The sequence below is a fragment of the Streptomyces physcomitrii genome (genome assembly GCF_012273655.1).
Lineage (GTDB): Bacteria > Actinomycetota > Actinomycetes > Streptomycetales > Streptomycetaceae > Streptomyces > Streptomyces physcomitrii.
In genome coordinates this window covers 559,813-585,695 of the sequence record NZ_JAAWWP010000002.1, presented here as the reverse complement: position 1 = coordinate 585,695, position 25,883 = coordinate 559,813, and the positions used below count along the sequence as shown (strand labels likewise).

The following is a 25,883-nucleotide window of genomic DNA, read 5'->3' as shown; positions in this document are numbered from 1 at the left end:
GGGACGTACATGGCAGGTCACCCGGCCACCTACGGCCTGCTACGAAGAGCGCGTCGATAACGGACCACCGCATACGAAGATGCGGCCTCCCTCGCCGAGCAACTGTCGCAGTCTACTCGGCCGGGAGGCCGCACCCAAAAGGATCACCGGCCGCGCACCCGCGGCTGCCGGAACCTTACTGCTCGTCCACGGACCTTCCGCCGTCCGCCTACTGCTCGTCGAAGAGGCTGGTCACCGAACCGTCCTCGAAGACCTCGCGCACCGCGCTCGCGATCGTCGGCGCGATCGAGAGCACCGTGATCTTGTCCAGGTTCAGATTGCCCGGGTCCGGCAGCGTGTCCGTGAAGACGAACTCGCTCACCTTCGAGTTCTTCAGCCGGTCGCCCGCGGGACCCGAGAGCACCCCGTGCGTCGCCGTCACGATGACGTCCTCCGCGCCGTGCGCGAACAGGGCGTCCGCCGCCGCGCAGATGGTGCCGCCGGTGTCGATCATGTCGTCCACCAGGACGCACACCCGGCCGCGCACATCACCCACGACCTCGTGCACCGTCACCTGGTTCGCCACGTCCTTGTCGCGGCGCTTGTGCACGATCGCCAGCGGGGCGCCGAGCCGGTCGCACCAGCGGTCCGCGACCCGCACCCGGCCCGCGTCCGGGGAGACCACCGTCAGCTTCTGGCGGTCCACCTTCTGACCCACGTAGTCGGCCAGAATCGGCAGCGCGAACAAATGGTCCACCGGACCGTCGAAAAAGCCCTGGATCTGATCCGTGTGCAGATCCACCGTCAGAATCCGGTCCGCACCCGCCGTCTTCATCAGATCCGCCACCAGACGGGCCGAGATCGGCTCCCGGCCGCGGTGCTTCTTGTCCTGACGGGCATAGCCGTAGAACGGGACGATCACCGTGATGCTCCGCGCCGAAGCACGCTTCAGCGCATCGATCATGATCATCTGTTCCATGATCCACTTGTTGATCGGAGCCGTATGACTCTGAATCAGAAAACAGTCCGCACCACGCGCCGACTCCTGATAGCGCACATAGATCTCGCCGTTCGCGAAATCGAAAGCCTTCGTCGGCACCACACCGACACCCAGCTGATCGGCAACTGCTTCGGCCAACTCGGGGTGCGCGCGGCCGGAGAAGAACATCAACTTCTTCTCGCCGGTCGTCTTGATCCCGGTCACAGCACAGTCTCCTCGACGTGATCTCAAGCGCCCAACCGCCCGCGCCCCCCAGCGACGGAGTGTCAGCCACATGTATTTACCCGGTGGACACCCACGAGCCCCCGGAACGTGCACCACTTACCGTACGACGAAACCGCACCAGGTCACTCCGCCGAGTCCGTGCCGCCCTGCTCACGCTCCGCCGCCTCGGCCGCCTTCGCCGCCGAGCTCCCGGGACGCTTCCGCGCCACCCAGCCCCCGATATTCCGCTGCTGGCCCCGCGCCACCGCCAGCGAACCCGGCGGCACATCCTTCGTGATCACCGACCCCGCGGCCGTGTAGGCGCCGTCCCCCACCGTGACAGGCGCCACAAACATATTGTCCGAGCCCGTCTTGCAGTACGAACCCACCGTCGTGTGGTGCTTCGCCTCACCGTCGTAATTCACGAACACACTCGCCGCCCCGATGTTCGTGAACTCACCGATCGTCGCGTCGCCGACGTACGACAAATGCGGCACCTTCGTGCCCTCGCCCACCGAGGCGTTCTTCATCTCCACAAAGGTCCCGGCCTTCGACGCCACCCCGAGACGGGTACCGGGCCGCAAATACGCGAACGGACCGACCGAAGCCCCCGCGCCCACTTCCGCGCCCTCGGCCACCGAATTGTCCACCCGCGCGCCCGCGCCCACCCGCACATCCGTCAGCCGCGAATTCGGGCCCACCACCGCGCCCTCGCCGACCGAGGTCTCACCGAGCAGCATCGTCCCCGGCAGCAGCACCGCGTCCTGACCGAAGGACACCGCGACATCCACCCACGTCGTCGCCGGATCGAGGACCGTCACCCCGGACAGCATCGCCGCCTCCAGCAGACGCTCGTTCAGCACCCGCCGCGCCTCCGCCAGCTGCACCCGGTTGTTGATCCCCGCGATCTCCCGGTGGTCCGCCGCCACCGCGGCACCCACCCGGTGCCCCAGCTCCCGCAGGATCCCCAGCACATCCGTCAGGTACTCCTCACCCTGACTGTTGTCCCGGCGCACCCGCCCGAGCCCCTCGGCGAGCAGCCGCCCGTCGAAGGCGAACACCCCCGAGTTGATCTCCCGGATCGCCCGCTGCGCCTCGCTCGCGTCCTTGTGCTCCACGATCCCCGCGACCGCGCCCGAGCCCGGCTCCCGCACGATCCGGCCGTACCCCGTCGCGTCCGGCACCTCCGCCGTCAGCACCGTCACCGCGTTCCCGTCCGTGGCGTGCGCCGCCACCAGGCGCCCCAGCGTCTCGCCCCGCAGCAGCGGAGTGTCCCCGCACACCACCACCACGGTGCCGTCCACCTCGCCCAGCTCCGCCAGGGCCATCCGCACCGCGTGCCCCGTACCGAGCTGCTCCTCCTGCACCGCGGTACGCACCCCGGCGTCCACCCCGGCCAGATGCTCCGCCACCTGCTCCCGCGCGTGCCCCACCACCACCGCCAGCTCCCGCGGCGCCAACTCCCGCGCCGCCGCGAGCACATGACCGACCAGGGACCGCCCGCAGAGCTCGTGCAGCACCTTCGGGGTGGCGGACTTCATCCGGGTGCCCTCACCCGCCGCGAGGACGACGACGGCTGCCACGGGGGGGAGGTTGGCGCTCACGGAACTGCCCTTCGGCCGGGTGGATGCGTGTGGGATACACGGTGGTGCGTACGGACATCCGCAGAATACCGGGGCGTAGGGGGGCCTTTGCGGCGGGCAGAACGACGGGTCCCGACCCGGAGGGCCAGGACCCGAACGCCGACAGCTCCCCCATCAGGATTCGAACCTGAACTGAGGAGACCAAAACTCCCTGTGCTGCCTGGTTACACCATGGGGGAAGGTGGAGACGCGGGCCTCGACAGCGGCCCGTTCGTGTCACCCTCCCACACTATGCCGTACCACCAGCCCTCGATGCGACGGTACAACTCGGCTCCCTGGAGCACGTGGACGCGCAGGCAGCCGCGATAGGTCTCGCCGGTGTTCTTCCGGTTGGTCCGGGGGTTGTGCTTCTTCAGCGTCGTCTTCTGGAGCGCGCCGTGGTCGACCCCCACGAGCGCCGCCCAGAACCTCTCGGCCGCGGGCACATCGGCGGACTCGTGGATCTGCACGGCGAACCGCCGCCGCGCGGGCTCCACGCCGAGCAGATCCAGCCACCGCAGGAAGACCCTGATCATGTCGGGGTCGCTGTTGACGAAGGTCACGCGCTCCTGGCGGCGGTGGGGTTTCGACTTGGCGCCCTCCGCCCAGTAGAGGCAGGCACCCGCGATCAGGAGCTCCCGGTCGCTCAGGGCCCCGATCTCCTCGGCTGCCGACCGCCTGGTCGCCTGCCGCAGCTCCTCCCTCGCCCGCAGCGTCGCCTCCCAGCCGCGCCGGGCGATGGCGGAGGCCTCCTCGCGGGTCCGGCTGCGGTCCGGCTGGGGGAGGTCCCGCACCCACAGCGAGATCGAGCTCTTGGAGCAGCCCACCTCCACCTGGATCTGGTCGTACGTCAGGCCTTGGAGGCGGAGCGCGCGGGCCTTCTCGCGCGACTCGTCCTTGGCGTTGGGGCGCCTGGTCCACTCCGGGGCGGGTTCGCCCCGCAGCAGCCGGTTGAGGATGTCGTTGTTGTCGAGGTGCAGGCGGTCCCGGATCTGGCGGCGGCTCAGGCCCGCGCGGCGCAGGGTGACGGCCTGTTCGCGCAGGGCCTCGAAGGGGGCGTACTTGCTCGGGGGTCCGCCCGAGTCGGGCCGGCTGTTCATGCCCCCAGCCTTCGTGCGGAGGGGCGGATCACGGGCAGACGTTCGGGGTGGTTCACGATATCGGGCGTTACTTCCGGGTTCTCTTGTCTTGCGCCGGATTGTGTGATGCGGGGTACGTGCGAATCCTGCCGGAAAAGGAGTGGCGGGCGCCCGTAGGCTGGGGGCATGACCACGACGGGGGACGACCACGCCGCGGCCGTGACCGGGCCTTGGTGGTGGCAGAGACCGCGCAGTGCCGTGCTGGACGTGGGTCTGGCGCTGCTGTCCGCGGCGGAGTGCGCGGTGGAGGGGGTGGCCTTCGCGCGGGAGACCGGGTTGCCGGTCCCGGTGGGGGTGGTTTTCGGCCTGTTGGCCGGGGCGACCCTGGTGGTGCGGCGGCGCTGGCCGATCGCGGTGGTCCTGGTGGGGATCGCGGTGGCACCGGCGCAGATGGGCCTGCTCCTCGGACTCGTCGGCCTGTACACGCTGGCCGCCTCGGAGCTGCCCCGGCGGATCATCGGGGTGCTCTCCGGGATGTCGCTGGTGGCCACGCTGATCGTCACCTTCGTACGGGTGCGGCAGGACCTGATGCACGGGGACGTGCAGCTGGGCGAGTGGGTGGTGCCCACGGTGGCGGTCAGTACGGCGGTCGGGGTGACGGCGCCGCCGGTGCTGCTCGGTCTGTATGTGGGGGCGCGGCGGCGGTTGATGGAGTCGCTGCGGGAGCGGGCCGGTTCGCTGGAGCGGGAGTTGCAGCTGCTCGCGGACCGCGCGGAGGAGCGTGCGGAGTGGGCGCGGAGTGAGGAGCGCACCCGGATCGCGCGGGAGATGCACGATGTGGTGGCGCACCGGGTGTCGTTGATGGTGGTGCACGCGGCGGCCCTGCAGGCGGTGGCGCGCAAGGACCCGGAGAAGGCGGTGCGCAACGCGGCGCTGGTGGGGGACATGGGCCGCCAGGCGCTCACCGAACTGCGGGAGATGCTCGGGGTGCTGCGGTCGGGGGAGGGGACTCCGTCCTCGGGGGGCGGGGGTCCGGTCGCGCCGGGTTCCCCTGCGGCTTCGGGGGCGGCGGGTGCCGGGTCCGGTACGGGGGCGGTGAGCGCCGCGGGACCCGGTGCCGGGTTCGCCGGTGCCGGGGCGGGCACGCAGGGCTGGGCGCCTTCCTCGCGGGTCCCCTTGGCCGCGGTGGGGGCCGCGGCGGCCGCGGCGGCTTCGCGCGCGGTGGCGCAGGACGGGGGCGAGGGCCCTTCGCTGGCGGAGCTGGAGGAGCTGGTGGGCCAGTCGCGGGCGGCCGGCATGGCGGTGGAGCTCCTGGTGGAGGGCGAGGTCCGGGTGTACGCCTCGGTGGTCGAGCAGACCGCGTACCGCGTGGTCCAGGAGGCGCTGACCAATGTGCACAAGCACGCGGGGGGTGCGCGGACCCGGGTGCGGCTGGCGCACCGCGGCGCCGAGGTGGCGATGCAGGTCGAGAACGAGCCGCCCCCGGGCGGGGTCCCGGACGCGGGCCTGCCCAGCGGGGGCAACGGCCTGGTGGGCATGCGGGAGCGGGTCTCCGCGCTGGGCGGGGTGTTCGTCTCGGGCCCGACGGACGCGGGCGGCTTCCGGGTGTCGGCGGTACTGCCGGTTTCTTGAGGCGGGTCCGTGTCCGCGTAGCCGTGTCCGTGTCCGTGCAGGTGAGCTGAAGTCCGTACGTGAGCCCTGCGGTCCGTACGTGAGCCCTGTGGTCTGTACGTGAACCTCGCGGTTCGTACGTCAGCCCTGCGGTCTGTGCGTGAGGTCCGTGGCCTGTACGCCGCGCTCCGCGGCCTGATGCGTGCGAGCGGTCAACTGGCCCGATGCGTAGGGGAGATGTGCGCGAGGTCGGTGGTGGGCCTGATCCGTGCGGAAGGTTCGGTCGTACGGGAGGTCCGAGGGCGGCTGCGGCAGCCCGGCTAGCCGTCGGTGGTCAGGCGCTGGGGGCGGGTGCCGGTGAGGAGGGTGGTGAGGGCCTGGTCGATGTCGGGGCCGAGGTACCAGTCGCCGGTGTGGTCGAGGCTGTAGACGCGGCCCTCGGTGTCGATGGCGAGCAGGGCGCGGGTGTGGATCTCCTCGCCGAGGGGTGCGGTCTCGGTGCCGAGGGCGCGGCCGAGGTCGGCGAGGGTGCGGGCGAGGTGGAGTCCGTGCAGGGGGTCGAGGTGGACGCCGGACGGGGCGAGGTGGCGGCCGGGGCCCGGCGGGGTGAGGCGCAGGGAGCCGAATTCGGCCCAGGCCTCGACGGCGGCGGGGAAGACGGCGTGCCGGTGGCCCGCGGGCGAGGTGTGGCCGCGCAGGGTGTCGGCCCAGAACTCGGCCTGTTTGATGTTCCAGCGTCCGGGCTGCCAGCCGACGGCGCGCAGGGTCTGCTCGATGGCCTCGGGAAAGCGGTGGGTGGGGCCGTCGGCGGGACGGTCGTGGTGGCTGGGCTCGGACATGGTGGTGTGGCCTTGGGGTGGGGGCGCGGGGTCAGGGGCGTGCGGGGTCGTCGAGGCTGATGCCGAAGTGGGCGGCGAGTGCGGTGCAGGCGCGGCAGGGCGGGGCGTAGCCGCCGTGCAGGGGGTCGCCGTCCTCGCGGATGTGGCGGGTGGTGAGGCGGGCGTTCTTGAGGGTCTTGCGGGCTTCGCCGTTGGTCATGGGTTTGCGCTGGGCGCGTTTGCTGCGCTGGGCGTCGGCGGCGGTGAGGTGGCGGGAGAGCAGCAGGGCCTCGGCGCAGCGTCCGGTGAAGCGGTCGCGGGCGGCGGTGGGGAGCGCGTCGAGGAAGTCCTGGACCAGGTGGTGCAGTGCGGGCGGCCGGTCGGCGCGGCTGGCGGTGCCGGTGAGGCTCGGGGTACCGGCGCCGGGGAGGGTGAGGGCGGCGGCGATGGCGGGGAGGATGCCGTCGCGACGGGCGGTGAGGCGCGGCGGGGGCGGGGCGTGGGTGGTGGACCAGCCGACGCGGGGGTCGTGCCCGCCCTCGGGGACACGGGGGTCGTGCCCGCTCTCGGGGGGCTCGTGGTGCCGGGTGCCTGCGGTTTCGGGCGGCCGGGCGCCGGGGACTTCGGGGTGCCGGGTGCCCGCGGTCTCATAGTGCCCGGTGCCTGTCGTCCCGGGCGGCCGGGCGCCGGTGGTCTCGGGGTGCCGGGTGGTGCCCGCGGGGTCGGTGGGGCCGGTGCCCTCGGTGGTGGTGCCGGTGGTGTTCATGTGATTTCCCCCTCCCTCGGGACCCCCTCCCTGCTCGGGCGGCGGCCTGGGGCGTCGCGCCGAGTGCCGGAGATCCTGCCAAATGGGGTGGGTGGTTCGGTAGCGGGGGCATGGTGACACGCGGGCGGGCGGGGGAGAGCCGCCGGGGAGGGTGAGAGCGCGGTGACGACTGGTGACCGGGCAGAGCTCCGGTGACCGCTTTGCTGGGAGCGCTTAGGCTGTTCGCCATCCGCTGGACTCGTTTGCTGGACGTATGGGGGCATCTGCCATGACCACTGGGCGCCTCGGGCAGGAGGCCGCGCCGCCGAATGCGGCGTACGCGGGTCAGGTGGTGAGTTTTCCTGATCCGGTGCGTGCGGCGCGCCATCCGCGGGGTGTGCGGGTCGACGAGCGCGGGTTTCCGGTGTTCACGCCCTACGCGCGGGCGGCGGCGGAGATCGCGGAGCCGCCGGAGGGTTTCGGCGTCGACGAACTGCGGCTGACGGACTTCGTCTCCGCGAACGCGGCGCTCGCCGCCTCCGGTCACGAACTGTGGGAGACCATCCCGGCCGTGGCGACCCCGCACGGCTGGACCTGGCACCACGTACCGGGCGGTCGCCGTCTGGAACTGGTGCCGGTCGAGGTGAAGGCGCTGCTCCGGCACCACGGCGGGCTGGCGACGGCGGCGGTGGACCACGGCAAGCGGGGCACCCGGCCGCTGCAGGAGGTGCGGCCCGCGCACTTCGGGCTGCCGAAGTCGGCGGCGGTGAGCGAGCAGCAGGTGCAGGGCGTCGAGGAGGACCTCGGCTACCGGCTGCCCGGTGCCTACCGCTCCTTCCTGAAGGCGGCCGGCGGTTGCGCCCCGGTGGGCGCGGCGCTCGACGCGGAGCTGGGGCTCCTCGTGGACCAGCCGTTCTTCACGGTGCGGGACGAGGCCGCGGTGAACGACCTGGTGTACGCGAACAAGTGCCTGCGGGACCATCTGACCAAGGACTACCTGGGCGTGGGCTTCGTCCAGGGCGGCCTGCTCGCGGTGAAGGTGCGGGGCGAGCGGCCGGGTTCGGTCTGGTTCTGCGCGTACGACGACGCCCGGGACCGGGACGGCTGGTCGGTGGCGGAGCGGGTGGAGCAGCTGCTGCTGCCCTGCGGTGACGACTTCGACGTGTTCCTCGGGCGGCTCGCGGGCAATCCGCCCGAGCTGGAGACCGTGGCGAACCTGATGGTGGACGGCGGTTTCGCCCATGCCGTCCCGGTGGGGGAGTGACTTCGATGGTGACCTTCGCGCAGGCGCAGGAGCGCGCCGAGGAGTGGGTGAACGCGGATGTGCCCGCCTACCAGCACCGCGAGGTGCGGGTGCGGGAGTTCGATCTGGGCTTCGTGGCCTGGGCGGAGGACCGCGCGGGCGGTGTCCGGGTGGACGGCGGCGCGCAGCGCCTGGTGATCGCCCGGGACAGCGGGGAGGCGACGCTGTGGCCCTCGCTGCCGGTGGGTGAGGTGATCCGCCGGTACGAGGAGGAGTACGGCGTCCGGGAGGAGCCCGCGGCCGAGGCGGAACCCGCGCCCCCGCAGCGGGTGGACCTGAACCAGACCTCCTTCCTGCTGACTCCGCCGGAGTGGTTGCAGGAGGCCGCGGACAAGCTGGGGATCGGCGAACGCCGGGGCGGCTCGGCGGACTCGGAGCCGGCGGGCGGGGGCTCCGCGGGGGTGGACTCCCCGGACGCGGGCTCGTCGGGCGCGGACCGGCCGGAGGCCCCGGGTGCGCCCGTTCCTCCCGCTGCTCCCGCACCGCCCGCTCCGGTCGCCGCCGCCGGGGAGGCCTCGCCGTGGCCCGCCGCGGCGGGCAGCGAGGCGGGCGCGCAGTCCGCCTCCGACGCCTCGACGACGCCCTGGGCGGGTACGGACACCAACGCCGGTGCGGAGGAGGACCGTTCGGTCCCGCTGCCCGCGACGGTGTTCGCGCCGCAGCTGCCGGACCCGGCCGGCGACCCGGCCACGCCGCCGCCCCCCTCGACCTCCTCGGAGGCGAAGACGGCGCTGATCTCGGGCGGCAGCCAGCTGCCGCCCACCGCGATCGCGCCCGCCCTGGACCCCCAGGGCAACCCGCTCTTCCCGCCGCCGGGCGCGCAACAGCCCGGCACCCCGCCGCCCGGGGCGCCGCCCGCGCCGGGTGCGACCCCGCCGCCGGGTGCGCCGTCGGTGCCGGGCGGTCCGCCCTCCGGTGGTGCCCCGCACGGGCCGGAGTCCGGGCAGCCGGCCGGTGACATCGCCGACGCGGCGACCAGCAAGGCCGGCCCGCCGCCGCGCAAGTCCCGCGGCTCGGCGCCGCCTCCGCCGCCCGGCGCCCCCGGTACGCCGGGTGCCCGCCCGGGGGCGACGCCGCCGCCCTCGGGTCCGGGAGCGCCGGGTACGCCCGCCGGAGGCTACGTACCGACGCAGCTGGTCTCGCAGCTGCCGGACAGCACCTCGGGGGGGACCCCGCCGCCCGGGCCGCCGCCCGCGCCCGGGTCGACTCCGCCGCCGGGTGCGCCGCCCGCACCGGGCTCGACGCCGCCGGGCGGCAATGTCCACCAGGCCGCGACGATGCTGGCCGACCCGAGCCTCGGCGGCATGGGCAGCCTCGGCGGGACGCGGCCGCCCGGTTCGACCCCGCCGCCCGGGCCGCCGCCCGCGCCCGGTTCGACCCCGCCGCCGCCCCCGCCGGGCTCGACGCCGCCCCCGGGCGGCAATGTCCACCAGGCCGCGACCATGCTGGCCGGGCCCGCGGTCGGCGGTCCCGGTGCGCCGCCGCCCGGGATGCCGCCGGGTGCCCCGGGCGGGCCGCCCCCGGGGCCGGGGATGCCGCCGCCGGGTGCGCCCGGGATGCCGCCGGGTGCGGTGCCGGGGCAGCCGCCCGCGTACGGCTATCCGCAGGCGCCCCCCGGGCAGCCGATGGTCGGACCCGGCTATCAGGCGGTGCTGCGCTACCGCGCGGCCGACGGCTCCGAGCAGCAGCTGATCCGGCGCAGCGCGCCGGGCAGCCCGCACCCGGAGTGGCAGATCATGTACGAGCTGCGGGCGATGAACGTCCCCCCGCAGCAGGTCCTCGAACTCCACACCGAGCTGGAGTCCTGCGAGCTGCCGGGCGCCTACTGCGCGCGGATGATCCGGGAGACCTGGCCGCAGGCGCGGATCACCTCGATCGCCCCGTACGGCAGGGACCACGCCTCGCGCCGCCAGGGCATGGAGCAACTCCTGGCCCACCAGGGCGAGTTGCACCAGGTCGCGGACGGCCCCGCGCGCCCGGCGCCGGTGCGCGCGCCGCTGCCGCCGGTGCAGCCGCTGCCGCCGGTCCCGCCGGAGGGGGTGGCGCAGGAGCTGGCGCAGGCCTTCGGTCCCGCCGTGTTCCGCTTCGACCAGCGGTCGGTGGCCCGCCAGGGGGTGCCGGAGGTGGTCGCCGCGACCCTGCTGTGGGCGGGCCTTCCGGTGGACTTCGGCCCGTTCTTCTGGGCGCAGGCGCAGCCGGGCCGCCCGGTGCCGACGCTCGCCGAACTGGCCGCGGAGCGCGGGGTGCAGCCCGCCTCGGACGCGGGCTCCTACCTGGTGATGGGCTCCGACTTCGGCCGGGCGATCTGCGTGCAGTACGGCACCGCGCACATCGTGGCCGTACCGGTGGAGGCGGGTCCCGGCGGGGCGCCGGTGCCGCCGCAGTTCGTCAACAACTCGCTGCCGGAGTTCGTGCGCTGCCTGGCACTGCTCGGCCGGATGTGGCGGCTGCGGACCGGGCTCAACCCGGAGCAGGCGGCGCGCTGGACGATGGACTTCCAGGTCCAGCTGGCCCAGCTCGACCCGGCTGCGCTGGCCTCCGCGGAGAGCTGGTGGTCGGTGCTCCTTGAGCAGATGTGGGACGGATTGCTCTAGCGGTCCCCTCCCGGGGGGCGGGCTGACGTAGCGGCGCCGCCTGATCGGCGAGCCGCGCCGGGGCCCGGTCGGCCACTCGCGCCGCGGTCTGCCCGTCGCTCCGCGCCGCGGCCCGACCGTCCACTCGCGCCATGGCCCGATCGGCCCCCCGCCGCGGCCCGATCGGCCACCCGTGCGCCGTCCGATCCGCCACTCGCGCCGCGGGCGGTGCCCGTACGGGTGCCGCCCGCCGCCCGGCCGGGGTGCGGAACCGCGAGCGGGCCGGCGGGCCCGGATCATGCCCGCATGAGCAGGGAGCCGGTGCCCGGGGGGTCCGCACCGCCGGGCCCGCCGCCGCGACGGCGCCCGCGGTGGGGCCGTCGGCTCCTGGTGGTCCTGCTCGTCCTGCTGCTGCTCCTGCTCGGCTACGGCGTCGCCGGGTACTTCTGGGCCGGATCCCGGCTGCACACCACCGCCGCCCTCGCCGACCACCCGGGCCGCCCGGCGCCCGGCAAGGGCACCAACTGGCTGCTGGTCGGCTCCGACAGCCGCTCCCGGCTGACCCCCGCCCAGCGCAGCAGGCTCCATGTGGGCGGCGAGCACGGCCGCAACACCGACACCCTGATGGTCCTGCACCACGGGCCCGGCGGCACCCGGCTGATCTCGCTGCCGCGCGACTCCTACGTACGGATCCCCGGGCACGGCCGCGGCAAGATCAACTCGGCCTTCGCGCTCGGCGGTCCGCGGCTGCTCACCCGTACCGTCGAGGGCGCCACCGGGCTGCGCCTCGACCACTACGCCGAGATCAGCTTCCTCGGCTTCACCGAGGTCGTGGACGCGCTGGGCGGGGTGCGCCTGTGCCTGCCGCGCGGCGGGCTGCACGACAGCAGGTCCGGGGCGGACTTCGGCCCGGGCTGCCGGACCATGGACGGCGCCCAGGCGCTCGCCTACGTACGGGCCCGCTACACCGACCCCGAGGGCGACCTCGGCCGGGTGCGGCGGCAGCGGCAGCTGGTCGGCGCGGTCTCCGGCAAGGCGCTGAGCCTCGGCGTGCTGCTCAGCCCCTGGCGGCAGCTGCCCTTCGCCGGGGCCTGCCTGGACGCGCTGACCGTGGACTCCGGCACCGGCGTCCCCGCGCTGGCCCGGCTGGCGCAGCAGACCCGGGACCTCTCCGCGGGCAAGGGCGCGACCCGCACCGTGCCGGTGGCGGGGCAGACGGCGGTGGCGGGGGTCGGCGATGTCGTGCTGTGGGACGGCCCGGCGGCGCGGGAGCTGTTCGGGGCGCTCGCCGACGGGCGTACGCCGCCGGGGAGTTGAGGGCGAGGCGGGCGGTCAGTCGGGGCGTACGCCCTGGCCGGGTTCGCGGGGAGCGGCCGGTCCCGCGGCCGGGGGCACCGGCGGGGTTCCCGGGGGCGCCCCGGGGGAGGGGCCCGGTTCGGGGGCGGCGGCCTCGGCGGTGGGGGCCGGTTCGGCGGACAGGACGGGGAAGCGGCGGGGCGCGAGGAGCAGCAGGACCAGGAGGGCGGCGCCCGCCGCGGCGGCGGCGCCGAGGAAGACCGCGTCCACCGCGGCGTCGACGGCGCGGCGCAGGGTCTCGTCGACCCGCCCCGGCTCCTCCAGGGCGCGGTTGACGGCGTCGAGGTCGCCGGCGGTGCCGAGGTGCCCGGCGAGGACGTGGTTGGCGACCGCGCCGAAGACGGCGGCGCCGAGGGTCTGGCCGATCTGGCGGCAGAACAGGATGGAGCCGGTGGCGGTGCCGCGTTCGGCCCAGCCGACCGTGGACTGCACGCCGATGATCAGCGGCAGCTGGAAGATGCCGAGCGCGCCGCCGAGCAGCAGCATGATCAGCGCGGGCTGCCAGGCGGCCCCCGGGTAGGGCAGCAGCTGGAAGCCGAGCAGGACCAGGGTGGCCGCGCCGATGCCGAGCGCGGCCGAGTTGCGAAAGCCCACCCGGGCGTAGACGTGCTGGGCGAGCGCGGCCGAGACCGGCCAGCTCAGCGTCATCACCGAGAGCACGAACCCGGCGGCCACCGGGGCGAGTTGGAGCACGGCCTGGGCGTACGTGGGGATGAAGACGGTGGGCGCGACCATCAGGACGCCGAGCGCGCCGAGGGCGAGATTGGCGGCGGCGATGGTGCGCCGCCGCCACACCCAGCCGGGGATGACGGGCTCTGCGGCGCGGCGCTCGACGAGGACGACCAGGGCGGCGAGGGCGGCGCCGGTGCCGAGCAGGGCGAGCGAGGGGGCGGAGAGCCAGTCCCAGGCGACGCCGCCCTGCACCAGCGCGGTCAGCAGCACGCCGCCGCAGGCGAAGATCGCGAGGGCGCCCGCCCAGTCGACGCGGGGGCGGGCGCGGCGGACCCGGTCGGGTTCGTGCAGATGGCGGACGAGCAGCCAGAGCGCGAAGACGCCCACCGGCAGGTTGATCAGGAAGATCCACCGCCAGTCGGCGTACCCGGCGAGCACCCCGCCGAGCGCCGGTCCCGCCACCGCGGACAGCGCCCACACGGTGGACAACCGGGCCTGGATACGGGGGCGTTCGCGCAGCGGGTAGAGGTCGGCGGCGACGGTCTGCACGGTGCCCTGGAGGGCGCCGCCGCCGAGGCCCTGGACGACCCGGAAGGCGATCAGGGCGGCCATGTTCCAGGCCAGCGCGCAGAGCAGGGAACCGGCGAGGAAGAGCAGGCTGCCCGCGATCAGGACGGGCTTGCGGCCGAAGGTGTCGGAGAGCTTTCCGTAGACCGGCAGGGAGACGGTGACGGCGAGCAGATAGCCGGAGAACAGCCAGGAGAAGACGGCGAAGCCGCCGAGGTCGCCGACGATCTGCGGGACGGCGGTGGAGACGATGGTGGCGTCGAGCGCGGGCAGCGCCATGGTCGTCATCAGCGCGGCGACCAGGGGCGCGCCCGGTCCGCTCCGGCCGCCCTTTCGCGCGTCGCCCGCCGCCGGGGTGTCCTCGCCGTCCGGCGCGGGCGGCTGGTGTCCGCGGGCCTCCCCCATCCCCGCTCCTCCTCCACCCCGGGTCCTGGTCGTCTCCACCTTCTCATCCGGCCGGACCGCGGTGACGGGCGTGGTCGGAGCGGGTGCGCTCGGTCCGGGGGCCGAGGGCGCGGGGGCGGTTGGGTGGAGGGACCCTGAGAAACGGTCCACCGACGGGTGGAGACCCCCTAGGGGGAAGTCAGCACTTGGGACCGGCAAGGGTTCGTACCGGCGGAGGACGAGGAGACCGTGTACACGTCCTTAACCTTGCTTTACCCGCTGCGAGGGGGCCGGCCTCAGGCCGGGGGGTGGGGTTTTCCTCAGGAAAAGACTGCGCTGTGCACCAGGGTGCCCGGCACCTCTCGCGGCCCAGACTGAGGACCGACGGCGAGCGCCCTGAAAGTTCGCCGGACCGCCCAAGGCCCCGCCCCGCCCCGGGGAGTGGCCGCGGCACCGTGCATGACGTCATCCGCTCCCGGAGCCCTCGCGCGCCGGATTCGACATAGGAGAACCACCGTGACATCGGCTGTGACCATTCCCAGGGACGCTGGAGGGCGTACGGCCGTCGCCGCGCGGGCGCGGCAGGTCGTCAAGGCGTACGGCTCCGGTGAGACCCGCGTCGTCGCCCTCGACCAGGTCGACGTCGACATCGCCCGCGGCCAGTTCACCGCGATCATGGGGCCCTCCGGCTCCGGCAAGTCGACCCTGATGCACTGCCTCGCCGGTCTCGACACCGTCAGCTCCGGCCAGATCTACCTGGACGAGACCGAGATCACCGGGCTCAAGGACAAGAAGCTCACCCGGCTCCGCAGGGACCGGATCGGCTTCATCTTCCAGGCGTTCAACCTGCTGCCCACGCTGAACGCCCTGGAGAACATCACGCTGCCGATGGACATCGCGGGCCGCAAGCCCGACGCCCGGTGGCTGAACCAGGTCGTGGAGACCGTCGGCCTCGCGGGCCGCCTCAAGCACCGGCCCACCCAGCTCTCCGGCGGTCAGCAGCAGCGGGTGGCGGTCGCCCGCGCCCTCGCCGCCCAGCCGGAGATCATCTTCGGCGACGAGCCCACCGGCAACCTCGACTCCCGCGCCGGCGCGGAGATCCTCGGCTTCCTGCGCCGCTCGGTGACCGAGCTGGGCCAGACCATCGTCATGGTCACCCACGACCCGGTCGCCGCCTCCTACGCGGACCGGGTGCTCTACCTGGCGGACGGCCGCATCGTCGACGAGATGCACAACCCGACCGCCGAGCAGGTCCTGGACCGGATGAAGTCCTTCGACGCGCGGGGGCGCACCTCATGACCGTCGTGAAGACCTCGCTGCGCAACTTCCTCGCGCACAAGGGACGCATGGCCCTGTCGGCCGTGGCGGTCCTCCTCTCGGTGGCCTTCGTCTGCGGCACCCTGGTGTTCACCGACACGATGAACACCACCTTCGACAAGCTCTTCGCGGCCACCGCCTCCGATGTGACGGTGTTCCCGAAGAACGCCACCGACCCCGACGAACTGCCGGAGAACGGCAAGCCCGAGTCCCTGCCCGCGGACACCCTCGAAAGCACCCGCAAGGTCGACGGCGTCCGCCGTGCCGAGGGCGGGGTCACCAGCATGAGCGTGACCGTCGTCAACAAGGCCAACAAGAACATGGGCTCCAGCACCGGGGCCCCCACCATCGCCGGGAACTGGACGAAGAACGACTCCCGCGTCATGGACATCTCCTCCGGCCGGGTCCCGCACCGCGCCGGTGAGGTGATGGTCGACGCGGACACCGCCGACAAGCACCACCTGAAGATCGGCGACGAGCTGCGCACCATCGCGCTGCCCGGCGACTTCACCGCGAAGATCACCGGCATAGCGTCCTTCAAGGTGACCAACCCGGGCGCCGCGGTGGTCTACTTCGACACCGCCACCGCCCAGCGCCAACTGCTCGGCGAGACCGGCCGGTACACCCAGGTGAACGTCACCGCCGACAAGGGCGTCGAGGACGCGGCCCTCAAGGCGAAGGTGGCCTCCGCGCTCGGCGGCGAGTTCAAGGTGCAGACCCAGAAGGAGAACGCCGACGCCAGCCGGGAGGGCATCGGCCAGTTCCTCGACGTCATGAAGTACGCGATGCTCGGCTTCGCCGGGATCGCCCTCCTCGTCGGCATCTTCCTGATCATCAACACCTTCTCGATGCTGGTCGCCCAGCGGACCCGGGAGATCGGGCTGATGCGGGCCCTCGGCTCCTCGCGCAAGCAGGTCAACCGCTCCGTGCTGGTGGAGGCGATGATGCTCGGCGTCCTCGGCTCCGTGCTCGGTGTGGGCGCCGGGGTCGGCCTCGCGGTCGGTCTGATGAAGCTGATGAGCTCGATGGGCATGGAGCTGTCCACCAGGGACCTCACCGTGGCCTGGACGACCCCCGTGGTGGGCGTGACCCTCGGCGTCCTCGTCACCGTGCTCGCCGCCTACCTCCCCGCCCGCCGGGCCGGGAAGATCTCCCCGATGGCGGCGCTCAGCGAGGTGGGCATGCCCGCCTCCACCCGCTCCAGCTGGATCCGTGCCGTCATCGGCCTGGTGCTGAGCGGCGCGGGCGGTGCCGCCCTGGTCGCCGCCGGGCAGGCGGACGAGGCCAAGCCGGGCTCGGGCTACCTGGGCCTGGGGGTGCTCCTGACCCTGGTCGGCTTCGTGGTGATCGCCCCGCTGCTCGCCGCCGGTGTCGTCCGCGTCCTCAGCGTCGTGGTGCTCCGGGTCTTCGGACCGGTGGGCCGCATGGCCGAGCGCAACGCCCTGCGCAACCCGCGCCGCACCGGCGCCACCGGCTCGGCGCTCATGATCGGTCTGGCCCTGGTGGCCTGCCTGTCCGTGGTCGGCTCCTCGATGGTGGCCTCCGCCACCGACGAACTCGACAAGTCCGTCGGCGCCGACTTCATCATCCAGGGCTCCTCCCAGGGCATCACGCCGAAGGCGCAGGAGTCCCTGGGCAAGGCGAAGTACCTCGACCACATCACCGAGTACAAGTCGCTTCCGGCCACCCTCACGCTGCCCGGCGGCAAGACGGAGAAGGAGGACCTGACCGGCGCCGACCGCACGTACGCCGAGGACCTCCGCCGGGAGACGCTCTCCGGTGAGCTGGCCGAGGCCTACGCGCCGGGCTCGATGTCCGTCGGCGAGGAGTTCGCCACCCGCAACCACCTCAAGGTGGGCGACACCCTCGGCGTGGACTTCAAGGAGGGCGACAGCACCAAGCTGAAGATCGCCGCCATCACCAGCGACGACAGCAGCCTCGACAAGGGCGCGATGTACCTCTCCCTGGACACGGCGCGCAAGCACATCACCCCGGACCGGATGCCGCCGAACAACATGATGTTCGCGGCGGCCGTGGACGGTAAGGAGAAGGAGGCCTACAAGAGCATCAAGGCCTCGCTCGCCCCGTACCCCCAGTACAAGGTGCAGAACCAGGCGGACTTCAAGGAGGACCTGAAGGACCAGGTCGGCCAGCTCCTGAACATCGTCTACGGCCTGCTCGGACTCGCGATCATCGTCGCCATCCTCGGTGTGGTGAACACCCTGGCGCTCTCGGTGGTCGAGCGGACCCGGGAGATCGGCCTCATGCGCGCCATCGGCCTCTCCCGCCGCCAGCTGCGCCGCATGATCCGTCTGGAATCGGTCGTCATCGCCCTCTTCGGCGCCCTTGTCGGCCTCGGGCTCGGCATGGGCTGGGGCGCCACCGCCCAGAAGCTGCTGGCCCTGGAGGGGCTGAAGACCCTGGAGATCCCGTGGCCGACCATCGTCGGGGTCTTCATCGGCTCGGCCTTCGTAGGACTGTTCGCCGCCCTCGTCCCGGCCTTCCGGGCCGGCCGGATGAACGTCCTGAACGCCATCGCCACGGACTGAGCGCCGGGCGCGCGAAGACCACCGCCGCCACCCGCCCACGGGGGAACCGGGGGAGCGGGCGGGTGGCGACGGGGGACGGGGAGAGGAGGAAGGGCCGGGTGCGTGCGGCGAGAGCCGCGCGCACCCGGCCCTTCCTGCCGTGGCCTCCCGCTGTCACCGGCCCGTCGTACTCTTGGTAGACCCCGGCCCGTACACGAGTCGGGGCACTCGCGTTGTCCACCCTGCGGTCGGCCCGTCGGCTTCCTCTGCCCCCGGCGCCCGGGGCCCGGGAACCGGAAGGAAGCAAGAGATCCCATGAGCCTCACCGGTCTGCTCGACGCCGTCGTCAAGGACACGGCACTCACCGAGGCGGTGGGCGCCGCCCGCGACGGCAACCGCATGCACGTCGACCTGGTCGGCCCGCCCGCCGCGCGCCCCTTCGCGCTGGCCGCGCTCGCCCGGGAGAGCGGCCGCCCCCTGCTCGCCGTCACCGCCACCGGCCGGGAGGCCGAGGACCTCGCCGCCGCCCTGCGCACCCTGCTGCCGCCGGACGGCGTCGTCGAGTACCCCTCCTGGGAGACCCTTCCGCACGAGCGGCTCTCCCCGCGCTCGGACACCGTCGGCCGCCGCCTCGCCGTGCTGCGCCGGCTCAGCCACCCCCGCCCCGACGACCCCGAGACCGGACCGGTCTCGGTCGTCGTCGCCCCCGTGCGCTCGGTGCTCCAGCCGCAGGTCGCGGGGCTCGGAGACCTGGAGCCGGTGGCCCTGCGCGGCGGTCAGAGCGCCGACCTGGAGGAGGTCGTCCAGGCGCTGTCCGCGGCGGCCTACGCCCGGGTCGAACTGGTCGAGAGGCGCGGCGAGTTCGCGGTCCGCGGCGGCATCCTCGACGTCTTCCCGCCGACCGAGGAGCACCCCCTGCGGGTGGAGTTCTGGGGCGACGACGTCGAGGAGATCCGGTACTTCAAGGTCGCCGACCAGCGCTCCCTGGAGGTCGCCGAGCACGGCCTGTGGGCGCCGCCCTGCCGGGAGCTGCTGCTCACCGAGGAGGTACGCGGCCGGGCCGCGGCCCTCGCCGAGCACCACCCCGAACTGGGCGAACTCCTCGGCAAGATCGCCGAGGGCATCGCCGTCGAGGGCATGGAGTCGCTCGCCCCGGTCCTCGTCGACGACATGGAACTCCTCCTGGACGTGCTGCCCGCCGGGAGCATGGGCGTGGTCTGCGACCCGGAGCGGGTGCGCACCCGCTCCGCCGACCTGGTCGCCACCTCCCAGGAGTTCCTGCAGGCCAGCTGGGCCGCGACCGCCGGGGGCGGCGAGGCCCCGATCGATGTCGGCGCCGCCTCGCTGCGCTCGCTCGCCGACATCCGCGAGCACGCCCGCGAGCTCGGCATGATGTGGTGGTCGGTCTCCCCCTTCGCCGCCGACGAGGAACTCGCCGCCTTCGACCCCGAGGGCGCGAGCGACACCCTCAAGCTCGGCATGCACGCCCCCGAGACCTACCGCGGCGACACCGCCCGCGCCCTCGCCGACACCAAGCACTGGCTCTCCGAGGGCTGGCGCACCGTCTACGTCACCGAGGGGCACGGCCCCGCCGCCCGTACCGCCGAGGTCCTCTCCGGCGAGGGCATCGCGGCCCGCCTGGACACCGACCTCGCCGCGCTCACCCCCTCCGTGGTGCACGTCTCCTGCGGCTCCATCGACTACGGCTTCGTCGACCCCGGGCTGAAGCTCGCCGTCCTCACCGAGACCGACCTCTCCGGGCAGAAGGCCGCGGGCAAGGACGGCCAGCGGATGCCCGCCCGCCGCCGCAAGACCATCGACCCGCTCACCCTGGAGGCGGGCGACTACATCGTCCACGAGCAGCACGGCGTGGGCCGCTACATCGAGATGGTCCAGCGCACCGTGCAGGGCGCCACCCGCGAGTACCTGGTCGTGGAGTACGCCCCCGCCAAGCGCGGACAGCCCGGCGACCGGCTCTACATCCCCACCGACCAGCTGGAGCAGATCACCAAGTACGTCGGCGGGGAGGCGCCCACCCTGCACCGGCTCGGCGGCGCCGACTGGACCAAGACCAAGGCCCGCGCGAAGAAGGCCGTCAAGGAGATCGCCGCCGACCTGATCAAGCTGTACTCGGCGCGGATGGCCGCCCCCGGCCACGCCTTCGGCGCCGACACCCCCTGGCAGCGCGAGCTGGAGGACGCCTTCCCGTACGCGGAGACGCCCGACCAGCTGACCACCATCGCCGAGGTCAAGGACGACATGGAGAAGACGGTCCCGATGGACCGCCTGATCTGCGGCGACGTCGGCTACGGCAAGACCGAGATCGCGGTGCGCGCCGCCTTCAAGGCGGTCCAGGACGGCAAGCAGGTCGCGGTCCTGGTGCCCACCACCCTGCTCGTGCAGCAGCACTTCGGGACCTTCTCCGAGCGGTACGCGCAGTTCCCGGTCAAGGTGCGGGCGCTCAGCCGCTTCCAGAGCGACACCGAGTCCAAGGCCACCCTGGAGGGGCTGCGCGAGGGCTCGGTGGACATCGTCATCGGCACCCACCGGCTGTTCTCCTCGGAGACCAGGTTCAAGGACCTCGGCCTGGTCATCGTCGACGAGGAGCAGCGCTTCGGCGTCGAGCACAAGGAGCAGCTGAAGAAGCTGCGCGCCAACGTCGACGTGCTCACCATGTCGGCCACCCCCATCCCCCGTACGCTCGAAATGGCCGTCACCGGCATCCGCGAGATGTCGACCATCACCACCCCGCCCGAGGAGCGCCACCCGGTGCTCACCTTCGTCGGCCCCTACGAGACCAAGCAGATCGGTGCCGCGATCCGCCGCGAACTCCTGCGCGAGGGGCAGGTCTTCTACATCCACAACCGGGTGGAGTCCATCGACCGGGCGGCGGCCCGGCTGCGCGAGATCGTGCCCGAGGCGCGGATCGCCACCGCGCACGGCCAGATGTCCGAACAGGCCCTGGAACAGGTGGTGGTGGACTTCTGGGAGAAGAAGTTCGACGTCCTGGTCTCCACCACGATCGTGGAGTCCGGCATCGACATCTCCAACGCCAACACCCTGATCGTCGAGCGCGGCGACAACTTCGGCCTCTCCCAGCTGCACCAGCTGCGCGGCCGGGTCGGCCGCGGCCGCGAGCGCGGCTACGCCTACTTCCTCTACCCGCCGGAGAAGCCGCTCACCGAGACCGCGCACGAGCGCCTGGCCACCATCGCCCAGCACACCGAGATGGGCGCGGGCATGTACGTCGCCATGAAGGACCTGGAGATCCGCGGCGCGGGCAACCTCCTCGGCGGCGAGCAGTCCGGCCATATCGCGGGCGTCGGCTTCGACCTGTACGTACGGATGGTGGGCGAGGCGGTGGCCGACTACCGGGCCTCCCTCGAAGGCGGCGTCGAGGAGGAGCCGCCCCTGGAGGTCAAGATCGAGCTGCCGGTCGACGCGCACGTCCCGCACGACTACGCCCCCGGCGAGCGCCTGCGCCTCCAGGCCTACCGCGCCATCGCCTCGGCGAACACCGAGGAGGACATCACCTCGGTACGGGAGGAACTCACCGACCGCTACGGCAAGTTGCCCGAGCCGGTGGAGAACCTGCTGCTCGTCGCGGGCCTGCGGATGCTCGCCCGGTCCTGCGGGGTCGGCGAGATCATGCTCCAGGGCCCCAACATCCGCTTCTCCCCGGTGGAGTTGCGCGAATCCCAGGAGCTGCGCCTCAAGCGCCTCTACCCGGGCACGGTCATCAAGGGCACCGCCCGCCAGCTCCTGGTGCCGCGCCCGAAGCCCGCGAGGATCGGCGGCAAGCCGGTCACCGGGCGCGAACTCCTCGCCTGGACCGGGGAGTTCCTCACCTCGGTCCTCGACTGACCCGCCCCGGGGGCCCGTCGGGCCGCCCGCCACCCGGCCCTCCCGTACCGCTCGGCGCCGCCCCCGGCTAGCGTGTCGCCCGTCACCGTACGGACATGCCGTCGGGGCAGCGGCGGGCGGAGGCGGGCGTGGCGGAGACGGGCGGACGGGCGGGGCTTCCCGGGGCGGACACCGGCGGCCCGCGGCTCTGGGCGGGGCCCGGCAGGGCGACCCGCCCCGGGCTCCTGGGCACTCGACTGGTGGGCCTGCTCGGCCTGTTGACCCTGGCCCTCGGCTGCGACCGGCTGCCCGACCCGGACGAGGCCGCCCCGCCCGGCGGCGGCACCGGGGACAGCCGGGCGGTGAGCCCGCTGGCCAACCCGGACGGCACCGGGCCGGGGCTCGCCGCACTCACCTCGGAGGCGGATCAGGCCAAGGCCCGCAAGCTCATCCGAGGACTCGCCACCAAGGGGCGCGGGCCGAAGACGGGGTACGAGCGGGAGGAGTTCGGCTACGCGTGGCTGGACACGGCCGACGGGGTCCCGCTGGCGAGGAACGGCTGTGACACCCGCAACGACTTGCTCAAACTCCACGGGCGGCAGGTGCGGTTCCGCTCCGGCTCCGACTGCGTGGTCGCCTCGATGACCCTGCACGACCCGTACACCGGCAAGGACATCGCCTGGAAGAAGGCGGAGGCCGCCGAGGTGCAGATAGACCATGTGGTCCCGCTGTCCTACAGCTGGCAGATGGGCGCCGCCCGCTGGCCGGAGAGCAAGCGCAGGCAACTGGCGAACGACGTGCTCAACCTGCTCCCGGTCGAGGGCCGCGCCAACTCCTCGAAGCGCGACTCCGGCCCCGCCTCCTGGCTGCCGCCGGACAGGACGATCCGCTGCGCGTACGTCACGCGGTTCGCCCAGGTCGCCGGCAAGTACGAGCTTCCGGTGACCACGGCGGACCGGACGACGATGCTGGAGCAGTGCGGAGGGTGAGCGGACGCGTCCCCGGGGCCCGGGGCGTTCGCCGGGCCCGTCGCCCCCTCAGGCCCGCACGCCGTCGGTAGGCTCCGCGCCCCGCGAGGCGGACCCGTTCCGCGCGGCCTCCGCCTCCTTCGCCAGCCGGATGATCTCGTCCGCGAGGCGCTGCCAGAGCTGCCGGGGGAGGTCGTGGCCCATGCCGGGGACGGTGAGGAGGCGGGCGCCGGGGATGGCGGCGGCGGTGGCCCGGCCGCCGCTGGGGTCGATCAGGCAGTCGTCGCCGCCGTGCACCACCAGGGCGGGGACGTCCAGCCGGGCGAGCTCGGCGGTGCGGTCCGGGGAGCACATCACCGCGGCGAGCTGGCGGGCGGTGCCGAGGGGGCGGTGGGCGCGGTCGTGGGCGGCGGCGACGTACGCGTACAGCTCCTCCTCCGGGGTGGGGTACTCCGGGGAGGCGAGGACCTGGAGGGAGCGGACCATCTGGGTCAGGGCGGCCTGGCGGGTGCGCTGCTGCGGGGCGAAGAGGACCGCGGAGGCCTCGGGGCTGGGGCGGCCCACCGCGCGCTCGCCGGTGGTGGACATGACGGAGGTCAGGCTGCGCACCAGATCAGGCCGCAGGATGGCCAGTTGCTGCACGATCATGCCGCCCATGGAGACGCCGACCAGATGCGCGGAGCCGATGCCGAGCGCCGTGAGCAGGGCGGCGGCGTCCTTGGCCAGGTCGGGGACGGTGTAGGAGGCGGAGGAGTAGTCGTTGCTCACGATCGCCTGCCAGTCCGGCGGCGGGACGTCCTCCGGGGTGCCCGAGGAGAGCCCGCTGTCCCGGTTGTCGTAGCGGACGACGTGGAAGCCCGCCCCGGCCAGCATCCGGCAGAACTCCGCGGGATAGGCGAGCAGCTGCTGGCCGAGCCCGGCGACCAGGAGCAGGGCGGGGTCCCCGGGGGCGCCGAAGGTCTCGTACTCGATCTCGATGCCGTTCGCCTCGGCGCGGGCCATCGCCCCTCCTCCTGCTCGGTGTCCCGGTGGCCCGGGCCCTGGTCACTGAACCGTGGTCAACAGACCGACCAGACGGTACCGGCTCCCCGGCCGGGGTACGAGAGCCGGAGCGCGGAGGTCTCGTACGTCACAGTCCGCCCGGCGGCGGGCCGCCCCGCGCCGGGGCCGGGACCGCCGCAACTGCCCCTCGCCGTACGGCGGGAGCGGCGGGGGCGGGGCCGTCCTGCACTCCGGGACGGGCGCGCTCCGGTGATCTCTCTTTCGTATGCTCGCTCCCATGCACAATCCCTCCCCCGCCGGAACCGGGGGGACCTCCGCCCCCGCCGCCCCCTTCGCGCTGATCGCGACGGACCTCGACGGCACCCTGCTGCGCACCGGCGACACGATCTCGGCCCGTTCGCGGGCCGCCCTCGCCCGGGCCGCCGCGGCCGGTGCCGTGCACATCGTGGCCACCGGCCGCCCGGTGCCCCAGGTACGGCCGCTGCTCACCGGTCTCGGATACCAGGGGCTCGCGGTGTGCGGCCAGGGCGCGCAGGTGTACGACGCGGCGCAGGACCGCCTGGTGCACTCCGTCACCCTGGACCGCGAACTCGCCGACACCGTGCTCGGCAAGCTGGAGGCCGAGGTCGGCGCCGTGCACGCGGCGGTCAACCAGGCCGACACCGAGGGCCTGACGCTCGCCGAGCCCGGCTACCGGATGCCGCACCCGACGCTGCCCGCCACCCGGGTCGAGGGCCGCCGCGGGCTGTGGGCCGAGCCGATCAACAAGGTCCTGGTGCGCCACCCGGACCTCAGCGACGAGGAACTGGCCGCCGCCGCCCACCAGATCGTCGGCGACCTGGTCACCGTCACCCGGGCGGGCACCGACATCGTGGAGCTCCAGCCCTACGGCGTCACCAAGGGCGCGGGCCTGGCGCTCGCCGCAGCCCGGCTCGGTCTCGGCCCCGCCGGGACCATCGCCTTCGGGGACATGCCCAATGACATCCCGATGTTCCAGTGGGCCGCCCACGGCGTCGCCATGGCCAACGCCCACCCCGAACTGAAGGCCGTCGCCGACGAGGTGACCCTCTCCCACGAGGAGGACGGGGTCGCGGTGGTACTGGAACGCCACTTCGGCTGAGGGGGCCGCCGGGACGGATGGGACCAGCTTCGGGACCGGTCGTACCGGCCTCGGGACGGGTGGTACGAGCCTCGGGGCCGGTCGTACCAGGGTGCCGTCCCGGCCCGTACAGGTGCGCCGCTCCGGCCCGTACCGGGGCGCCGAGCCGTCCTCGGCCGTCGCCGAGCGGTCCCCGGGCGCCGTCCAACGGTCCCCGGCCGCCGCCCAGGGGGAGGCGCACGCGGGCGCGGAGGAGCGGCTCCGGCTGCCGCGCCCCACCGGGCCCTTCCGGGTCGGCGCCGAGACCCTCCACCTCACCGACCACAGCCGCCGCGACCCCTGGGTGCCGGAGGCAGGCGACCGGGAGCTGATGGTCTCGCTCTCCTACCCGGCCCGCGGCGGGGGAGCGGGCCGGGAGCGGCCCTACCTCACCGGGGAGGAGGCCCGGCTCCTGGTCGAGTTCCCGGAGCGGCCGGGGGTGGACCCGGCGCGGGTGGCGGCCACCCGTACCCATGCGCGCACCGGCGCACGCCCGGCGCCCGGCCGCTTCCCGCTGGTGCTGCTCTCGCCCGGCTTCACCCTGCCGAGGGCGACCCTCACCTCGCTCGCCGAGGACCTCGCCTCCCGCGGGTACGTGGTCGCCGCGATCGACCCCGCCTACGAGTCCTCCGGCACCGCCTTCCCCGGCGGACGCACCCTGACCTGCGTGGCCTGCGAGCGGACCGACCCGGAGACGGGGGACACCTCCCTCGCCGCCTTCCTCAGCCTGCACCTGAAGTCGGTACCGCAGCCGCTGCTCGACGGGGCCGACCCCGCAGAACCCGGAGGTGCGGTTCCACCGGCCCCGCCGGTTTCACCGGCCCCGCCGGTCCTGAGGGCGTGCGGGCCCCTCAGAGGCGCCGCCGGGTGCCGTGCCGGAAGGGGCGCGGTGCCCGGCGGCGGAGTTCCCCCGGGCGGCCCGGCGGGATCCGCGCGGTGCCGCGCGCCCTCAGGACCGCCGGGGCCGGGGATGACTCTCCTGCCGTACCAGGGGCGCATCCGGCGGACCCCGGGAAGCCGCGGGGGCGCGGCCGGAGGGCGCCGCTCGCCCGGCAATCACGGGCCCCGGGCCGCTGACCGCGCTTGGTGACCGCATGCTGCCCCGATTGTCCGGGCAGGCGCTCACTGTGATCGAAAGACGACCGGATACGCTGAGTTGAATGAACGCAGCGAC

Annotated in this window: 16 protein-coding genes and 1 pseudogene; 10 read left to right on the top strand and 7 right to left on the bottom strand. The window is 73.7% G+C overall.

Annotated features, from left to right (window positions below):
- Positions 1–208: 208 nt before the first annotated feature.
- From HFV08_RS05780 to HFV08_RS05770, 3 genes are all read right to left on the bottom strand, one after another.
- Complete coding sequence (locus HFV08_RS05780; RefSeq protein ID WP_168536429.1) at positions 209–1,183, bottom strand: ribose-phosphate diphosphokinase; 975 nt, start codon at positions 1,181–1,183, stop codon at positions 209–211.
- 143 nt (positions 1,184–1,326) lie between these two features.
- The gene (gene glmU, locus HFV08_RS05775; RefSeq protein ID WP_168536427.1) at positions 1,327–2,787 is read right to left on the bottom strand and encodes a bifunctional UDP-N-acetylglucosamine diphosphorylase/glucosamine-1-phosphate N-acetyltransferase GlmU; all 1,461 of its coding nucleotides are present in this window, start codon (positions 2,785–2,787) and stop codon (positions 1,327–1,329) included.
- 203 nt (positions 2,788–2,990) lie between these two features.
- Positions 2,991–3,905 carry a hypothetical protein gene (locus HFV08_RS05770; protein WP_246341510.1) on the bottom strand — a complete coding sequence of 305 codons (915 nt, stop codon included), beginning with the start codon at positions 3,903–3,905 and terminating at the stop codon, positions 2,991–2,993.
- 165 nt (positions 3,906–4,070) lie between these two features.
- Between HFV08_RS05770 and HFV08_RS05765 the strand changes: the two genes are divergently transcribed.
- Positions 4,071–5,516: a sensor histidine kinase gene (locus HFV08_RS05765; protein WP_168536425.1), complete on the top strand. Its 1,446-nt coding sequence runs from the start codon at positions 4,071–4,073 to the stop codon at positions 5,514–5,516.
- Between the two features lie 299 nt (positions 5,517–5,815).
- On the opposite strand, the gene HFV08_RS05760 is transcribed toward HFV08_RS05765, so the two are convergent.
- A complete protein-coding gene (locus HFV08_RS05760; RefSeq protein ID WP_168536423.1) occupies positions 5,816–6,334 on the bottom strand; it encodes an SUKH-3 domain-containing protein in 519 nt (172 codons plus the stop codon).
- Positions 6,335–6,365: 31 nt separating this feature from the next.
- Positions 6,366–6,869: pseudogene (locus tag HFV08_RS05755) on the bottom strand (YwqJ-related putative deaminase); the annotation flags it as partial.
- Between the two features lie 478 nt (positions 6,870–7,347).
- On the opposite strand from HFV08_RS05755, the gene HFV08_RS05750 reads away from it, so the two are divergent.
- The 3 genes from HFV08_RS05750 (at position 7,348) to HFV08_RS05740 (ending at position 12,251) form a co-directional block, all read left to right on the top strand.
- On the top strand, positions 7,348–8,322 hold the full coding sequence (locus HFV08_RS05750) for an SMI1/KNR4 family protein (protein WP_168536419.1): 975 nt from the start codon (positions 7,348–7,350) through the stop codon (positions 8,320–8,322).
- A 5-nt stretch (positions 8,323–8,327) separates the two neighbouring features.
- Positions 8,328–10,955: an SUKH-4 family immunity protein gene (locus tag HFV08_RS05745; RefSeq protein ID WP_168536417.1), complete on the top strand. Its 2,628-nt coding sequence runs from the start codon at positions 8,328–8,330 to the stop codon at positions 10,953–10,955.
- 285 nt (positions 10,956–11,240) lie between these two features.
- Positions 11,241–12,251: an LCP family protein gene (locus tag HFV08_RS05740; protein ID WP_168536415.1), complete on the top strand. Its 1,011-nt coding sequence runs from the start codon at positions 11,241–11,243 to the stop codon at positions 12,249–12,251.
- 15 nt (positions 12,252–12,266) lie between these two features.
- On the opposite strand, the gene HFV08_RS05735 is transcribed toward HFV08_RS05740, so the two are convergent.
- Positions 12,267–13,934 (bottom strand): MFS transporter, encoded by a 1,668-nt coding sequence (locus HFV08_RS05735; protein ID WP_168536413.1) that lies wholly within the window; start codon positions 13,932–13,934, stop codon positions 12,267–12,269.
- Positions 13,935–14,429: 495 nt separating this feature from the next.
- On the opposite strand from HFV08_RS05735, the gene HFV08_RS05730 reads away from it, so the two are divergent.
- From HFV08_RS05730 to HFV08_RS05715, 4 genes are all read left to right on the top strand, one after another.
- The gene (locus tag HFV08_RS05730; protein ID WP_168536411.1) at positions 14,430–15,212 is read left to right on the top strand and encodes an ABC transporter ATP-binding protein; all 783 of its coding nucleotides are present in this window, start codon (positions 14,430–14,432) and stop codon (positions 15,210–15,212) included.
- A complete protein-coding gene (locus tag HFV08_RS05725; protein ID WP_168536409.1) occupies positions 15,209–17,779 on the top strand; it encodes an ABC transporter permease in 2,571 nt (856 codons plus the stop codon). Before HFV08_RS05730 ends, HFV08_RS05725 begins: the two co-directional genes overlap by 4 nt.
- A 294-nt stretch (positions 17,780–18,073) precedes the next feature.
- Positions 18,074–21,622 (top strand): transcription-repair coupling factor, encoded by a 3,549-nt coding sequence (gene mfd, locus HFV08_RS05720; protein ID WP_168536407.1) that lies wholly within the window; start codon positions 18,074–18,076, stop codon positions 21,620–21,622.
- A 95-nt stretch (positions 21,623–21,717) separates the two neighbouring features.
- Complete coding sequence (locus tag HFV08_RS05715) at positions 21,718–22,590, top strand: HNH endonuclease family protein (protein WP_246341509.1); 873 nt, start codon at positions 21,718–21,720, stop codon at positions 22,588–22,590.
- Positions 22,591–22,638: 48 nt separating this feature from the next.
- On the opposite strand, the gene HFV08_RS05710 is transcribed toward HFV08_RS05715, so the two are convergent.
- Positions 22,639–23,571, bottom strand: coding sequence for an alpha/beta fold hydrolase (locus HFV08_RS05710; RefSeq protein WP_168536405.1), 933 nt, complete (start codon positions 23,569–23,571; stop codon positions 22,639–22,641).
- Positions 23,572–23,848: 277 nt separating this feature from the next.
- On the opposite strand from HFV08_RS05710, the gene HFV08_RS05705 reads away from it, so the two are divergent.
- Positions 23,849–24,691 carry an HAD family hydrolase gene (locus HFV08_RS05705; RefSeq protein ID WP_168536403.1) on the top strand — a complete coding sequence of 281 codons (843 nt, stop codon included), beginning with the start codon at positions 23,849–23,851 and terminating at the stop codon, positions 24,689–24,691.
- Positions 24,692–24,782: 91 nt separating this feature from the next.
- Positions 24,783–25,799 carry an alpha/beta hydrolase gene (locus HFV08_RS05700; protein WP_168536401.1) on the top strand — a complete coding sequence of 339 codons (1,017 nt, stop codon included), beginning with the start codon at positions 24,783–24,785 and terminating at the stop codon, positions 25,797–25,799.
- The last annotated feature ends 84 nt before the right edge of the window (positions 25,800–25,883 follow it).

Bases quoted from the DNA above. Each gene is read 5' to 3' on its own strand.
- HFV08_RS05750 (WP_168536419.1), top strand. From the start codon at position 7,348: ATGACCACTGGGCGCCTCGGGCAGGAGGCCGCGCCGCCGAATGCGGCG.
- HFV08_RS05765 (WP_168536425.1), top strand. From the start codon at position 4,071: ATGACCACGACGGGGGACGACCACGCCGCGGCCGTGACCGGGCCTTGG.
- HFV08_RS05715 (WP_246341509.1), top strand. From the start codon at position 21,718: ATGCCGTCGGGGCAGCGGCGGGCGGAGGCGGGCGTGGCGGAGACGGGC.
- HFV08_RS05760 (WP_168536423.1), bottom strand. From the start codon at position 6,334: ATGTCCGAGCCCAGCCACCACGACCGTCCCGCCGACGGCCCCACCCAC.
- HFV08_RS05740 (WP_168536415.1), top strand. From the start codon at position 11,241: ATGAGCAGGGAGCCGGTGCCCGGGGGGTCCGCACCGCCGGGCCCGCCG.
- HFV08_RS05705 (WP_168536403.1), top strand. From the start codon at position 23,849: ATGCACAATCCCTCCCCCGCCGGAACCGGGGGGACCTCCGCCCCCGCC.
- HFV08_RS05735 (WP_168536413.1), bottom strand. From the start codon at position 13,934: ATGGGGGAGGCCCGCGGACACCAGCCGCCCGCGCCGGACGGCGAGGAC.
- HFV08_RS05745 (WP_168536417.1), top strand. From the start codon at position 8,328: ATGGTGACCTTCGCGCAGGCGCAGGAGCGCGCCGAGGAGTGGGTGAAC.
- mfd (WP_168536407.1), top strand. From the start codon at position 18,074: ATGAGCCTCACCGGTCTGCTCGACGCCGTCGTCAAGGACACGGCACTC.
- HFV08_RS05725 (WP_168536409.1), top strand. From the start codon at position 15,209: ATGACCGTCGTGAAGACCTCGCTGCGCAACTTCCTCGCGCACAAGGGA.
- HFV08_RS05710 (WP_168536405.1), bottom strand. From the start codon at position 23,571: ATGGCCCGCGCCGAGGCGAACGGCATCGAGATCGAGTACGAGACCTTC.
- HFV08_RS05770 (WP_246341510.1), bottom strand. From the start codon at position 3,905: ATGAACAGCCGGCCCGACTCGGGCGGACCCCCGAGCAAGTACGCCCCC.